Source organism: Streptomyces sp. NPDC001204 (assembly GCF_053598035.1).
In genome coordinates this window covers 1-14,357 of record NZ_JBSFJL010000003.1, presented here as the reverse complement: position 1 = coordinate 14,357, position 14,357 = coordinate 1, and the positions used below count along the sequence as shown (strand labels likewise).

The window sequence follows — 14,357 nt, the reverse complement described above, 5'->3', positions numbered from 1 at the left end:
GCGTCAGGTCAGCGGCTGGGGCCGGGTCAACTCGTCGTAGACGCTGAGCACCTGGGCGACCGTGTCGTCCTCGGTGGGCCACGTGGCGGCCTGCCGGGTGCCCATGTCCCGCAGCGCCTCGCGGCGTTCGGGGTCGCCGAGCAGCCGTATGACGGCGCCGGTGAACGCGTCCACGTCCTGGTCCGGTACCAGCTCGGCTGCGTCGCCCACGAGTTCGGGGACGCCGCCGGTCCGCGCGGCGACGAGCGGCACCCGCGCGTGCAGGGCCTCCTGGGCCAGGACGGAGCGGGCCTCCCAGCTCCTGGGCAGCAGGGCCAGGTCGGCGGCGGCCAGCAGCTCGCCGACGTCGTCCCGCCGCCCGAGAAGCCGGACCGGCAGTTCCTCGTCCTCGATCCGCCGCTGGAACTCCGTACGCAGGGGCCCCTCCCCCGCGACGACGAGCAGCGGCACGGGTTCCATGAGGCGCCAGGCGCGGGCCGCGTCCAGCAGCAGCTCATGGCCGCGGCCCGGGTCCAGGGAGGCTACGGCGATGAGCAACGGCCGGTCGATGGCGCCGAGTTCGGCCCGCACCTTGGAGCATGGACGCTCCGGGTGCTCGTATCCGGCGGTCGGCCGGGACACCGCGACGGCGGCGAGCCGGGCGTCCCGCGCGCCTCGCCCGCGGGCCCGGTCGACGAGTTCGGAGGTGGTGCCGAGCACGACCGTGGCGGCCTTGACCACACGGCGCTCCAGCAGCCGCATCAGGTGCGCGCGGGCTCCTTCGGCGTGCACGTGGTTGTGCCAGGTCACCACGAGGGGCGTGCTGCGGCCGCTGAGCGCCAGCACGGCGCGGAAGGAGGCGTGCAGCCCGTGCGCGTGCACCAGGTCGGCGTCCGCGCAGACCGTGCGCAGCGCGGCCACGGACACCGGGTCGCTGCTGCGCGGCACGTGCACGTGCTGGGCGCCGACGCCGGTGAAGGAGTAGGCGCGGTCGGCCTCGGCGGGGGCGCACACCGTCACCCGCACGCCCCGGGCGACCAGGCCCGCGGCCAGCGACCGCACGTGCGCGCTGCTGCCGGCGTTGCCTCCGCCCAGCACCTGCACGGTGCGCAGCGTCGACTGACCGTGCGATACGTGGCTGCTCACGGGGCTCACGCGGCCGGGGCTCCTGGTTCGGCGTCGGGAGGGTCACGGGGAAACGTACAGAAGGTATCGAGCCGGGGTACAAAGCCGCACACGCTGTCCCGGCTCACTGCCCCCGGCGTCCAAGGATGCCAGTACGTACGGGTGTTCCGGGTCGGCGCGGGTGCCGGGCGCCTGCGGGAACGGTTCGACAGCTTGACGGCGGATCACTCATAAGAGTGAAACCGGCGGGTCGGTGCCGCCCTCGGCGCGTTCACTTTCTCCCCGTGCGCGGGAGCGGCGGCCACCGCGAGGGCGTGCGCGAACGGTCCGCCGCGTCCGTCGCACGCGACGGCGCCATGCCCAGGGCGTGCGCCCCCGTACCCCCGCTCACCACCCGCTCCCCGTACACGCGGGGCAGCACCGCCGCGGCGGTGCTGCTGACGGCGTCCGGTTCACCGCGCGGCAGCGCGAACACCGCGCCGGCCAACCGACCGGCCGCACGTCCGGGAGGGGTGGCGGCGCACGCGATCGCCACCCCGTCCAGCGACCTTTCCCTCGGTCGCGCTTGGGCGGCGGGGATCCGGGGCAGCTCGACCGTCCCGCGGGCGACCTCACCGCGCCGCAGGCCGGCAAGGCACGTCCCAAAGCCGCACCGCGAGCCACCGGCGACGTAGTCACCGACACCGCCAAAGCCACCTCGGGCCATACCCGTCCAGCCCCCAACCGCAGCCACCGCAACCGTCGCAGAACCGGCATACGCAGCAGCCGCCGACCCAGCGCACGCGGCCTGCACCGCCGGACCCGCCGCGGACCGCACCCGACCGGCCCCGACCGGCCCCGACCGGCCCCGACCGGCCCCGACCGCGGCCACTACAGCCGCCGCCGACCTGGCGCACGCGGTCGCCACCGCCGGCCCCACCGCGGACCGCACACGGTCGGCCCCGGCCACGGGCGTCGCGGCCGTCGCCGGTCCGGTGTACCGCCCGATGGGTCGTCCCGTGTGATGCCTGCGGCCCCAACGCTCGCGTCCGGCCGGCGGTGCGGTGTGGAGGACGGTGGTGGCGAGTCGGGTGGGAGTGGGGGGAGGTGTGCGCGGGGTGGCGGCGCGGGAGACCATTTCGCCACCCTACGCACTTCCTAGGCGTCCGCCCGGGCCGCGGCGAGCAGTTCCTCGGCGTGTGCCCGGGCCGTCTGCGAGTCCTCCTGGCCGGCCAGCATCCGGGACAGCTCCCGGACGCGGTCCTCGCCCTCCAGCACCTTCACGCCCGACCGGGTCACCGAGCCGTCGTTGGTCTTCTCCACCAGCAGCTGCCGGTCGGCGAAGGCGGCGACCTGGGGCAGGTGGGTGACGACGACGACCTGGGCGCTCTTCGCCAGCCGGGCCAGGCGCCGCCCGATCTCCACGGCCGCCTTGCCGCCGACGCCCGCGTCGACCTCGTCGAAGAGATACGTCGGCACCGGATCCGTCCCGGCGAAGACGACCTCGACGGCCAGCATCACGCGCGACAGCTCACCGCCGGAGGCGCCCTTGGCGATCGGCCGGGGCGGCGCCCCGGGATGCGGGGCAAGGAGCAGTTCGACCTCGTCGGCGCCGGTCGGCCCGCAGGCGACGGTACGGCCGCCGACCTCGACGCCCTCGGGGTCCTCGGTCTGCCGGATGTCGAACGACACGCGCGCGTGGGGCATGGCCAGGGAGGCCAGCTCGGCCGTCACGGCGGCGGCGAACCGCTCCGCGGCCTCCGTACGGGCGTCCGTCAACGCCTGGGCCAGACCTCCCAGTTCGATGCGCAGCGCGTCCCGCTCGGCGGTCAGCTCCCCGATCCGCTCGTCGTCGCCGTCCAGCTCCGTGAGGCGGGCGGCGCTCCGCTCGGCCCACGCGAGTACGGCGGCGACGCCCTTCTCGTACTCGCCGTACTTGCGGGTCAGCGCGCCGAGCGCGGCCCGCCGCTCCTCCACCGCCGCCAGCCTCAGCGGATCGGCGTCCAGGTCGTCGGCGTATCCCGCCAGTTCCCCGGCCACGTCGCCGAGCAGGATGCCGATCTCGCCGATGCGGTCGGCGAGCGCGGCCAGCGCCGGATCGTGCGACCGCACGGCCTCCAGGGCCCGCTGGGCGCCCGCGACGAGGGTGGCCGCGTCGATGCCCTCGGGGTCCTCCGGATTGCCCGCGAGGGCGGCGTGCGCGGCCGTCGCGGCGGCGGACAGCGCCTCGGCGTGGCCGAGCCGCTCCGCCTCCTCGGCCAGCTCGGTGTCCTCCCCGGCCCGCGGTTCGACCCCGGCGATCTCGTCGAGGCCGTAGCGCAGCATGTCGGCCTCCTGGGCCCGTTCACGCGCACGCGTGGTGATCTCGTCCAGCTCCGCCGTCACGACGCGGAGCCGGCGGTAGGCCTCGGCGTACTTGGCGAGCGGCACGGCGACGGCGTCGCCCGCGTACCGGTCGAGCGCCTGCCGCTGCCGGGTCAGTTTGAGCAGTCCCTGCTGGTCGGTCTGCCCGTGCACGGCCACCAGTTCGTCGGCGAGTTCGGCGAGCAGCCCCACCGGCACGCTCCGTCCGCCCAGGTGCGCCCGGGAGCGGCCCTCGGCGGAGACGGTACGGCTGATCAGCAGCGCCCCGTCGTCGAGCTCGGCGCCGGCCTCCTCGGCCCGTACGGCGGCGGAGGCGTCCGCGGGTACGGTGACCCGCCCCTCCACGACCGCTTTCCCGGCGCCGATCCGTACCAGCGCCGGATCCGCGCGTCCGCCCAGCAGCAGTCCCAGACTGGTGACCACCATGGTCTTGCCCGCACCGGTCTCACCGGTGACGGCGGTGAACCCCGGCGAAAGCTCGACGACCGCGTCGTCAATCACTCCGAGTGACCGTATCCGCATCTCCTCCAACACGACCACGACCATACGAGGTTTTGGTCGCGTCGTGCGACGCCACCCCACCCATAGAGGGGCACCCGGGGGCACGCCCGTGCACCCGTGTCCCGGGACGGCGGTCCTAGTGCGGCGCCCCGCGCCACCCCGAGACCGGCAGCGCGAACTTGGCGACCAGGCGGTCCGTGAACGACGCGTGGTGCAGGCGGGCCAGCCGGACCGGTACCGCTCCGCGGCGCACCTCCACGCGCGCGCCGGGCGGCAGTTCGACCGTGCGCCGCCCGTCGCACCACAGCACGCCCGGCGGGACGTGCGGCAGCACCTCGACGGCCAGCACGGAGTCGGGCGACGTCACCAGGGGCTTGGCGAACAGCGCGTGCGCGGAGATCGGCACCATCAGCAGCGCCTCGACCTCCGGCCACACCACGGGCCCGCCTGCGGAGAAGGCGTACGCGGTGGACCCGGTGGGGGTGGCGCAGACGATTCCGTCGCAGCCGAACCCGGTCACCGGACGCCCGTCGATCTCGAGCACGATCTCCAGCATCCGCTCGGCGGACACCTTCTGCACGGCCGCCTCGTTCAGCGCCCAGTCGGTGTGCACGATGTCCCCGTTGCGGTGCACGACCACGTCGACGGTCATGCGCTCCTCGACCTCGTACGCCTTGCTGACCACCCGGTCGACGACCTTGTCGAGGTCGTCCCGCTCGGCCTCGGCGAGGAAGCCGACCCGCCCGAGGTTGACGCCGAGCATCGGCACGCCCGAGGCGCGGGCGAACTCAGCGCCGCGCAGCAGGGTGCCGTCACCGCCCAGCACGATGAGCAGCTCGCACCCGTCGAGACACTGCGGGGTGGCCTCCTTGACGAGCTCCACCTCGTCCGGCAGCGGCAGGTCGCGTGCCTCCGCCTCCAGGACGCGTACGCCGATGCCGGACAGCAGCAGCCCCTTGACCACGAGCTCGGCACTGCGGATGGCGGCCGACCGGCCGGTGTGGGCCAGCAGGAAAACGGTTCGAGCTTGGGTCTGTGTCAACGCGGCCCCTCCGCCACTGCGCGGTCAACATCGGCCGGGTCCAGGGCGGGCGCCCCGGCACGCAGCCACAGAAAGTATTCGACGTTCCCGGAGGGTCCGGGCAGCGGACTGGCGGTGACGCCTTCGGCCCCCAGTCCCAGTTCCCACGCCTTCCCGGCCACGGTCCGCACGGCCTCGGCCCGCAGCTCCGGACTCCGCACGACGCCCCCGCTGCCCAGCCGTTCCTTCCCCACCTCGAACTGCGGCTTGACCATCATCACCAGATCGGCGTCCGGCTTCGCGCACCGCACCAGGGCGGGCAGCACCAGGCCGAGCGGGATGAAGGACAGATCCCCCACGACAAGATCCACAGGCTCCCCATCGATCGCTTCGAGCGTCAACTCGCGTACGTTCGTACGGTCCTTGACGGTGACGCGTTCATCGCTCTGCAAAGTCCAGGCGAGTTGTCCGTATCCGACGTCGACGGCGACGACGTGTGCGGCGCCCGCGCGCAGCAGCACGTCGGTGAAGCCTCCGGTGGACGCGCCGGCGTCCAGTGCCCGCCGTCCCTCGACGACCAGCCCGCGTGGTACGAAGGCCTTCAGCGCACCGGCCAGCTTGTGGCCGCCCCGGGAGACGTAGTCGGGGTCACTGTCGTCGGCGGCGACGACGATGGCGACGGCGGTCTCCACCTGGGTGGCGGACTTGGTCGCGACGGTCTTGCCGACGGTGACCCGCCCTGCGGCGATCAGCTGGCCGGCGTGCTCGCGCGAGCGTGCGAGCTTCCGGCGGACCAGCTCCGCGTCGAGACGGCGGCGTGCGACTCCTGCCACGTTCGGTTCAGCTCCTGTGTCGGTACGGCGGTGACTGCGCGGGGGGCGCCGGAGGTGCCGGACGGGCGTCGAGCGCGGTGAGCGCGTCGCGCAGCCCCCCGTGTACATCCTCGTACACCTGGAGGTGTCCGTCCGTGGCGAGGTGGTCGGCGTCACCGAGCCGTTCCAGGGCCGCGTCGACACGGGCGTCGCCGGTGGGGGTGCGGGGCACGAGCAGCGGGGCGGGGGCGGCGGGGTCGTGCTCGCCGGTCGCGTCGGCCGCCTCGCCGCTGGGCGGTGGAGCCTCCCCCTCGGGGTCCGCCGCCTCCTCCCGGACCTCCGTCCCGGTCACAGAGTCGCTCATGCCCAGACGCTACCGCGAAGCCCTGGGGTAACGTCGGTGGTGATGGCAACGATCGAGGAGTGCCGCAGCGCACTCGAAAGACTCTCCGACACCATGGCGACAGCGGAAGGGGACGTCCGCGAGGCGGCGGCCCTGGACCGCTCGGTGAGCTGCCACATCAAGGATCTGGACGTCACCTTCCTGGGCCGCCTCGTCGGCGGCCGGATAGAGGTGCGGGACACCGTTCAGGGTCCGCCGCCCCGGAAGGCCGAGATCCGGCTCGCCATGACCGGCGACGACCTGCTCGCGCTGGTCGGCGGGGAGCTGGCGTTCGCCAAGGCCTGGGGGTCGGGGCGGGTGAAGCTCCAGGCGAGCCTGTTCGACCTGATGCGGCTCACGAAACTTCTGTAGCGGCCAGACCGGCGGCCGTGCCGTGGGCCGCCGCACGCGCGCGGGCCGCGCGCGCCGCCGGCACCACCAGCGGCGTGCCGGTCTCCGGGTCCTCGATGACCTGGCAGCGCAGCCCGAACACCTCCTCCACCAGTTCGGCGGTGACGATCTCGTTCGGCGCGCCCTGGGCGATGACCCGGCCGTCGCGCAGGGCGACGAGGTGGGTGGCGTAGCGGGCGGCGTGGTTCAGGTCGTGCAGCACGGCGACGAGGGTGCGCCCCTGCTCCTCGTGCAGTTCGGCGCACAGGTCGAGGACGTCGATCTGGTGCTGGATGTCCAGGTACGTCGTCGGCTCGTCGAGCAGCAGCAGCGGTGTCTGCTGGGCCAGCGCCATGGCGATCCACACGCGCTGCCGCTGGCCGCCCGACAGCTCGTCGACGTACCGCTCGGCGAGCTGGGCGACGCCGGTCCGCTCCATGGACTCGCGCACGACCCGCTCGTCCTCGGCGGACCACTGGCGCAGAATCCCCTGGTGCGGGTAGCGGCCGCGGCCCACGAGGTCGGCGACGGTGATCCCGTCGGGCGCGATCGAGGACTGCGGCAGCAGGCCGAGCGTCCGGGCGACCTTCTTGGCCGGCATCGACTGGATGACCTGCCCGTCGAGCAGCACCCGGCCCCGGCTGGGCCTGAGCATCCGCGACAGTGCCCGCAGCAGTGTGGACTTGCCGCACGCGTTGGGGCCGACGATCACCGTGAAGGAGTGGTCGGGTATCTCCACCGACAGCTGCTCGGCGATGACGCGCTGGTCGTAGGCGAGGGTGACGTTGTCGGCGGACAGGCGGTTCACGGTGCTCCTTCGGTTGCTCACTGCGTTGCTGCGGGCGCTCATATCCGCCCGGCCCTGCGCTCGGTGACCAGCAGCCACAGCAGGTAGACCCCGCCGAGTACGCCCGTGACCACGCCGACCGGCAGCTGGTCGGCGCCGAACGCCCGCTGCGCGGTCAGGTCGGCGGTGACCAGCAGTGCGGCGCCCATGCACAGGGAGGGCACCAGGTTGGGGCCCGGGGAGCGGGTGAGGCGCCGGGCGAGCTGCGGCGCGGTCAGGGCGACGAAGCTCACGGGACCGGCGGCCGCGGTGGCGGCGGCGGCCAGCAGGACGGCACAGCCCATCAGCAGCAGCCGTACGCGTTCGACACGCACCCCGAGGGCGTAGGAGACGTCGTCGCCCATCTCCAGCATCCGCAGGGCGCGCGCGCTCGCGAGGACGACCGGGAGGACCACGGCGCACAGCACGGCCAGCGGTCCGACCTGGGTCCAGTCGCGCCCGTTCAGCGAACCGGTCATCCAGACCACCGCACGGGCCGCGTCCACGAAGTCGGCCTTGGTGATCAGGTAGCCGTTGACGGCGGTGACCACCGCGGAGACGCCGATGCCGACCAGGACCAGCCGGTACCCGTGCACCCCCTGCTTCCAGGCCAGCAGGTAGAGGGCCGTGCCGGTGACCAGGCCGCCCACGAGCGCGCCGAGGGTGACCGCGCCGGCGCTGCCCGAGAACAGGACGATGACGGTGAGCGCGCCGGCGGCCGCGCCCTGGGAGAGGCCGAGCACGTCCGGGCTGCCCAGCGGATTGCGGGAGACGGACTGGAACAGCGCGCCGCCGACGCCGAGGCAGCCGCCGACCAGGAGACCTACGAGGACGCGCGGCAGCCGCAGCTCGCGGACGACGAACTCCTGCCCGGGACCGCCCTGGCCGAGGAGCGTCCTGAGCACGTCGGAGGCCGGGATCGGGAAGTCTCCGGTGCCGATCAGCACGACGCTCGCCGTGAGCGCGGCCAGCACCAGCAGGGCGACGACCACGCACGTGCGGACGTCGAGGCGCAGGGACAGCCCGCCAGGGGTGCGCAGGGCCCGTACGGGGCGGGGGGTGCGGGTGGTCTTCACAGCTGGGCCGTCCTCCGCCGCCGTACGAGCAGGATGAACACGGGGCCACCGATGATCGCGGTGACGATCCCGACCTGGAGCTCGGCGGGCCGGGCGACGACCCGGCCCACGACGTCGGCGCCGAGCAGCAGCACGGGGGACAGGACGGTGGCGTAGGGCAGGATCCAGCGCAGGTCGGGTCCGGTGAAGGAGCGCACGACGTGCGGGACCATCAGCCCGACGAAGACGATCGGCCCGCAGGCGGCGGTCGCGGCCCCGCACAGCACGGTCGCGGCGAGCATGGCGAGCGCCCGGGTGCGGTTCAGATCGGCGCCCAGGGCGCGGGCGGTGTCGTCGCCCATGGCCATGGCGTTGAGCGGCCGGGCCAGCAGCAGGGCGACGACCGTGCCGACCGCGAAGAACGGGAGCACCTGGGTGACGGTGGCCGTCGTGGCGGAGGCGAGGGAACCCACCGTCCAGAACCGCATCCTGCCCAGCGCCGCCCCGTCCATGATCATCACGGCCTGGACGTAGCCGTACAGCGCGGCGCCGATCGCGGTCCCGGCGAGCGCGAGGCGTACGGGCGTGGCGCCCCGGCTGCCGCCGAGGAACCACACCAGGGCCCCCACGGCCGCGGCGCCGAGGAAGGCGAACCAGACGTAGCCGCTCAGGCTGGTCACGCCCAGGAAGGTGATGGCGGTGACGACGGCCGCGGACGCGCCCGCGTTGATGCCGAGGATGCCCGGATCGGCGAGCGGGTTGCGGGTCAGCGCCTGGAGCACGGCCCCGGCCAGCCCGAGCGCCGATCCGGCGAGCAGGCCGAGGACGGTACGGGACAGCCGCTCGCCGACCACGACGTCGCCGTACGTCCCCGAGTCCTGGAACAGTCCGTGCCAGACCTGGGCCAAGGACAGCTCCTTCGCTCCGATCGCGATGCTCGCCAGGGCGACGAGCAGCAGTATCGCGACGGAGGCGAGGAGCCCGACGGCCCGCGCGCCTCGACGGGTTGGGGGCGCGGCGGCGGCCGCCGCGCGCTCTTCTGGGGGACTGTCGACCAACACGAAGTTAGGTTAGCCTACCCTCTCCGCCGGTTCGACGGTTCCCGGCGCCTCACCGGGTTCAGCGACGGGTTCAGAGCCCCAGCCGCGCCAGTGCCTTCCCCCCGTCCAGCTCGCACGCGTCCTCGCCGCCCGCCGTCCACGCCGCCGCGCACAGCGCGCGCAGCCCGTCCAGCGCCTCCCCGTCGCCGTTCAGCTCAAGACCGGTGTCCGCCGTCGCCGTCCACCCTCCGCACCGAAAACCGTCACCCTCCCGAGTGATTTCCGGCTGCCCGGTGAGCAGCCCCCGCAGGTCCGCGTCGACATACGTCGGCCGGTGCCGAGGGGGCGCGGCGAGCAGCTTCGCGCCGTCCGTCACCCCGGTCAGGACGAGCAGCGAGTCGACCCCGCCGTTGAACGCGCCCTCGATGTCGGTGTCCAGCCGATCCCCGACCACCAGCGGCCGCTCGGCACCGGTGCGCAGGATCGTCTCGCGGTGCATGGGCGGCAGCGGCTTGCCCGCCACCTGCGGCTCCGCGCCCGTGGCGATCCGGACGACCTCGACCGCCGCGCCGTTTCCCGGAGCGATGCCGCGTGCGCCCGGAATCGTCAGATCGGTGTTGGAGGCGAACCAGGGCACCCCGCGCGCGATGGCGTAGCACGCCTCCGCGAAACGCCCCCACGCGAGCTCCGGACCGCCGTAGCCCTGCACCACCGCCGCCGGATCGTCGTCGGCCGACTCGACCGGCTCCAGCCCGCGCTCGCGCAGCGCCGTGCGCAGCCCCTCACCGCCGATCACCAGCACACGCGCCCCCTGCGGCACCTGGTCCGCGATCAGCCGGGCCACCGCCTGCGCGGAGGTGACCACATCGGCCGCCTCCGCCCGTATGCCCAGCTCCGTGAGGTGCGCGGCCACCGCCGCCGGGGTGCGCAGGGCGTTGTTGGTGACGTACGCCAGATGCATCCCGCCCGCTCGGGCGGTACCCAGCGAGTCGACCGCGTGCGCGATCGCGTGGCCGCCCGCGTAGACCACCCCGTCCAGGTCGAGCAGGGCCGTGTCGTACGCCTCGCTCAGGGCCTGTGCACTGCCTTCGGGCCTCGTCCTGACGCCCTGGGTCATTCCGCATCTCTCCTCATGAAACCCGTTTTCCCCCGATCATCCCCCATGCCGCTGACACACGTACGATGCCGGGATGAACACAGCAGGTCACCCATCGGCGACGACGCGCCCGGGCCTCGAACTCACCCCGTTCCGCGGCCTGCGCTACGACCCCGACCGGGTCGGCAGCCTGGCCGCCGTGACGTCCCCGCCGTACGACGTCGTCGTGCGGCCCGACGGCCTGCACCACCTCCAGTCGGCCGATCCGTACAACATCGTCCGGCTGATTCTGCCGCAGGCCGAAACGCCCAGCGCCCGCAACAAACAGGCGGCGGAGACCCTGCGCCGCTGGCTCTCCGAGGGCGTCCTGGCCGCCGACCCGGAACCGGCCCTGTACGTCTACGAGCAGCGCGACGGCGACGGCATGCTGCAACGCGGACTGATCGGCGCGCTGCGCGTGTCGGAGCCGGCGGAGGGCGTGGTGCTGCCGCACGAGGACGTCATGCCGCACGTGGTCGCGGACCGTGCCGCCCTGATGCGCGCGACCAGCGCCAATCTCGAACCGCTGCTGCTCACCTACCGCGGCGACGGCTCGACCGCCGCCACCACCATGATCATCGAACGCGTCGCCGAACGGCCGCCGCTGCTGTCGACGACCACCGAGGACGGCTTCGCCCACCGCCTGTGGGCGGTCACCGATCCCGACGATCTCGCGCGCGTGCGGGGGGACCTGGCCCAACACCAGGCCCTGATCGCCGACGGCCATCACCGCTGGGCGACCTACCGCCGGCTGCGCACGGAACACCCCTCCCCCAGCGCCTGGGACTACGGTCTGGTCCTCCTGGTCGACACGGCCCGCTACCCGCTCCGGGTTCGCGCCATCCACCGCCTGCTCCACGGCCTGCCGGTCGCCGAAGCGCTGTCCGCCCTGGACGGCCTGTTCCGCGTACGGCGTCTGGACCTGCCCCTGGCGGAAGCGCTGGAGGCGCTCGCGGACGCGGCCTGCGAGGGCAACGCCTTCCTGTTGGCCGGCGACGGCGGCTTCCATCTCGTGGACCGCCCGGACCCGGCCCTGCTGGCCCGTACGATCCCGGCGGAGCACCCCGCCGCCTGGCGCACCCTCGACGCGACCGTCCTGCACGCCACGCTCCTCGAGCACGTCTGGCACATCCCCGAGGACTCCCCGGCCCACATCGCGTACATCCACGACACGGTCGCCACCGTGGAGAAGGCCGAACGCGACGGCGGTACGGCCGTCCTGATGCACCCGGTCCGCGAGGAGGTCGTCCGCGACCTGGCCCGCCAGGGTGTCACGATGCCCCGCAAGTCGACGTCGTTCGGCCCCAAGCCGGCGTCGGGACTGGTGCTGAGGGCACTGGATCTCTGAAAACGACGAAGGGCGGGCCCCGGTGACCGGGGCCCGCCCTCTGTCTGTGACGGCCGGTGTGACGGCCTGACGACCGGTGGTGTCCGTCAGTCCTTGCCGGCCGGGTCGGCGTCGTCGCTCCCGTCGCTCCCGTCGCTCTCAGCGGGCTCGTCGTTCGCGCCGTTCTCGTCGAGGGCGTCGGTGAACTCCACACCGTCCAGCTCGGCCAGCCGGTCGGAGGCGTCGGTGCTGCCGTCCCGGTCGGCCTCGACGGCCTTGGCGAACCACTCACGTGCCTCGGAGTCCCGCCCGGCGGCGAGCAGCGCGTCGGCGTAGGCGTACCGCAGGCGCGCGGTCCACGGCTGGACCGAGCCGGAGGCCAGTTCGGGGCTCTGCAGCGTCACGATGGCCGCGTCCAGCTGATCCATGTCCCGCCGGGCGCCGGCCGCGACGAGCCGCATCTCCACCTGCCCGGCCTTGTCAAGCTTGTGCACCTCCGGCGCCCCGGCCATGTCCAGCGCCTTCTCCGGCCGTCCGAGACCGCGCTCGCAGTCCGCCATGACGGGCCACAGGTCCACGTTCCCGGTCATCCGCCGGGCGGCCCGGAACTCGGCGAGCGCCTCGCCGTACTTCTGGCTCGCGTACGCGGCGAAGCCGGCCGCCTCCCGTACGGCGGCGACACGGGACGCCAGGCGCAGGGCCACCCTGGAGTAGCCGTAGGCGCCCTCGGGGTCCTCGTCGATGAGCCGGGCGACCATCACCAGGTTCCTGGCGACGTCCTCGGCGAGCGTCTTGGGCAGGCTCTGCAGTTCCTGCCGTACGTCCTTGTCGATCTCCTCGCCCGTGACGTCCTCCGGGATCGGCAGCCGCTTGATCGGCTCACGGTCCCGGTCCCGGTCCCGGTCGTCGCGGAGACGCCCGCCGCCGCGCCGGTCGTCACGGCCGCCCCGGAAACCACCCGGGCGTCCGCCCCGGTCGTCACGACGCGGGCCGCGCCCACCACGGTCGTCACGCCCACGGAAGCCGCCACGGTCACCGCGGTCGAAGTCACGACGGTCATCGCGGCGGTCGCCGCGGTCGAAGTCCCGACGGTCGCCGCGGTCGCTGCGCTCGAAGTCCCGGCGGTCGTCCTTCCGGTGGTCGCGGCGGTCGTCACGGCGGTCGCCGCGGCCGAAGTCGCGGCGCTCGTCCCTCCGGTCGTCCCGGCGGTCGTCACGGCGGTCGTCACGGCGGTAGGTGGGGCGGTCGCCGCCCTCGCGGCGGAAACCGCGGTCACGGTCACGGTCACGGTCGTCGCGCCGGCCGTAGCCCCCGCGGTCACCGTCCCTCCGGTCATCACGGCGGTCATCACGGCGGTCATCGCGCCGGTCGTCACGGCGGAAGCCGCCACGATCCCCGCGCTCGCCCCGGTCGGGACGATCGCCCCGCTCGGGCCTGTCATCACGACGGAAACCACCACGGTCGTCACGCCGCCCGAAACCACCACGGTCGTCGTCACGACGGAAGCCTCGGCGATCGTCACGGCGCTCGCCCCGATCGTCACGGCGCTCACCGCGGTCGAAACCACGGCGGTCGTCTCGGCGGTCGCCGCGGCCGAAGTCGCGGCGCTCGTCCCTCCGGTCGTCACGGCGGTCATCGCGGCGGTCGTCACGGCGGTCGTCACGGCGGTAGGTGGGGCGGTCGCCGCCCTCGCGGCGGAAACCGCGGTCACGGTCACGGTCGTCGCGACGGCCGTAGCCCCCGCGGTCACCGTCCCTCCGGTCATCACGGCGGTCGTCGCGCCGGTCGTCACGGCGGAAGCCGCCACGATCCCCGCGCTCGCCCCGCTCGGGACGATCGCCCCGCTCGGGCCTGTCATCACGACGGAAACCACCACGGTCGTCACGCCGCCCGAAACCACCACGGTCGTCGTCACGACGGAAGCCTCGGCGGTCATCGCGGCGCGGTCCTCCGCGGTACCCGCCACGGTCACCACGGTCACCACCGTCCCGGCGGTGCTGATCGCGCTCCGGGCGCTCGTCGGGAGAGTTGGCGGACATCGGTGACTCCTGTCTTCTGTACGGGAAATGCGAAAAGGACCCCTGGTCCCAGCTGAACGCTGGTGACCAGGGGTCCTCCAAAGATTGTTCGGCGGCGTCCTACTCTCCCACAGGGTCCCCCCTGCAGTACCATCGGCGCTGTGAGGCTTAGCTTCCGGGTTCGGAATGTAACCGGGCGTTTCCCTCACGCTATGACCACCGAAACCCTAATGGTTTCGAGCGAACAAGCACACTCTTCTGTTGTGAGTTCAGCTCAAAGCCGGCAACTGTTCGTTGCCTCAGAACTTACACAGTGGACGCGAGCAACTGAGGACAAGCCCTCGGCCTATTAGTACCGGTCACCTCCACACCTCACGGTGCTTCCAGATCCGGCCTATCAACC

Annotated in this window: 13 protein-coding genes and 1 rRNA gene; 3 read left to right on the top strand and 11 right to left on the bottom strand. The window is 73.4% G+C overall.

The features are described from left to right. Nucleotides 1-3: 3 nt before the first annotated feature. From ACWC91_RS05485 to ACWC91_RS05465, 5 genes are all read right to left on the bottom strand, one after another. Nucleotides 4-1,134, bottom strand: coding sequence for a glycosyltransferase family 4 protein (locus ACWC91_RS05485; protein WP_225076026.1), 1,131 nt, complete (start codon nt 1,132-1,134; stop codon nt 4-6). A gap of 1,107 nt (nt 1,135-2,241) precedes the next feature. Beyond that, nucleotides 2,242-3,993, bottom strand: coding sequence for a DNA repair protein RecN (recN, locus tag ACWC91_RS05480; RefSeq protein WP_225076025.1), 1,752 nt, complete (start codon nt 3,991-3,993; stop codon nt 2,242-2,244). A 91-nt stretch (nt 3,994-4,084) separates the two neighbouring features. Beyond that, complete coding sequence (locus ACWC91_RS05475) at nt 4,085-4,990, bottom strand: NAD kinase (protein ID WP_141362301.1); 906 nt, start codon at nt 4,988-4,990, stop codon at nt 4,085-4,087. Beyond that, nucleotides 4,987-5,802: a TlyA family RNA methyltransferase gene (locus ACWC91_RS05470; RefSeq protein WP_225076024.1), complete on the bottom strand. Its 816-nt coding sequence runs from the start codon at nt 5,800-5,802 to the stop codon at nt 4,987-4,989. Before ACWC91_RS05470 ends, ACWC91_RS05475 begins: the two co-directional genes overlap by 4 nt. 7 nt (nt 5,803-5,809) lie before the next feature. Then, nucleotides 5,810-6,145, bottom strand: a complete 336-nt coding sequence (locus tag ACWC91_RS05465; protein ID WP_281155715.1) for a hypothetical protein — start codon at nt 6,143-6,145, stop codon at nt 5,810-5,812. A 42-nt stretch (nt 6,146-6,187) separates the two neighbouring features. On the opposite strand from ACWC91_RS05465, the gene ACWC91_RS05460 reads away from it, so the two are divergent. Then, nucleotides 6,188-6,535: an SCP2 sterol-binding domain-containing protein gene (locus ACWC91_RS05460; RefSeq protein ID WP_225076022.1), complete on the top strand. Its 348-nt coding sequence runs from the start codon at nt 6,188-6,190 to the stop codon at nt 6,533-6,535. On the opposite strand, the gene ACWC91_RS05455 is transcribed toward ACWC91_RS05460, so the two are convergent. The 4 genes from ACWC91_RS05455 to ACWC91_RS05440 all read right to left on the bottom strand — a co-directional run bounded on the left by ACWC91_RS05455 (nt 6,519) and on the right by ACWC91_RS05440 (nt 10,591). After that, the gene (locus ACWC91_RS05455) at nt 6,519-7,403 is read right to left on the bottom strand and encodes an ABC transporter ATP-binding protein (protein WP_225076021.1); all 885 of its coding nucleotides are present in this window, start codon (nt 7,401-7,403) and stop codon (nt 6,519-6,521) included. The two genes, ACWC91_RS05460 and ACWC91_RS05455, sit on opposite strands and share 17 nt — an antisense overlap. After that, entirely contained in the window at nt 7,400-8,455 is a 1,056-nt protein-coding gene (locus ACWC91_RS05450; RefSeq protein WP_281155714.1) for a FecCD family ABC transporter permease, read from the bottom strand. Before ACWC91_RS05450 ends, ACWC91_RS05455 begins: the two co-directional genes overlap by 4 nt. After that, a complete protein-coding gene (locus ACWC91_RS05445; RefSeq protein ID WP_225076019.1) occupies nt 8,452-9,495 on the bottom strand; it encodes a FecCD family ABC transporter permease in 1,044 nt (347 codons plus the stop codon). The genes ACWC91_RS05450 and ACWC91_RS05445 overlap by 4 nt, the downstream gene beginning before the upstream one ends. Nucleotides 9,496-9,565: 70 nt before the next feature. Next, nucleotides 9,566-10,591, bottom strand: a complete 1,026-nt coding sequence (locus ACWC91_RS05440; RefSeq protein WP_281155713.1) for an HAD-IIA family hydrolase — start codon at nt 10,589-10,591, stop codon at nt 9,566-9,568. Between the two features lie 73 nt (nt 10,592-10,664). Here ACWC91_RS05440 and ACWC91_RS05435 point away from each other — a divergent pair, with 73 nt between their 5' ends. Further along, entirely contained in the window at nt 10,665-11,957 is a 1,293-nt protein-coding gene (locus tag ACWC91_RS05435; protein WP_281155712.1) for a DUF1015 domain-containing protein, read from the top strand. 86 nt (nt 11,958-12,043) lie between these two features. Here ACWC91_RS05435 and ACWC91_RS05430 read toward each other — a convergent pair whose 3' ends face one another. Then, entirely contained in the window at nt 12,044-12,802 is a 759-nt protein-coding gene (locus ACWC91_RS05430; RefSeq protein WP_450643456.1) for a hypothetical protein, read from the bottom strand. Nucleotides 12,803-13,072: 270 nt separating this feature from the next. Between ACWC91_RS05430 and ACWC91_RS05425 the strand changes: the two genes are divergently transcribed. Then, on the top strand, nt 13,073-13,981 hold the full coding sequence (locus tag ACWC91_RS05425; RefSeq protein ID WP_450725830.1) for a hypothetical protein: 909 nt from the start codon (nt 13,073-13,075) through the stop codon (nt 13,979-13,981). Nucleotides 13,982-14,061: 80 nt separating this feature from the next. Here ACWC91_RS05425 and rrf read toward each other — a convergent pair. Further along, nucleotides 14,062-14,178: ribosomal RNA gene (gene rrf, locus ACWC91_RS05420) — 5S ribosomal RNA — on the bottom strand. Nucleotides 14,179-14,357 lie beyond the last annotated feature (179 nt).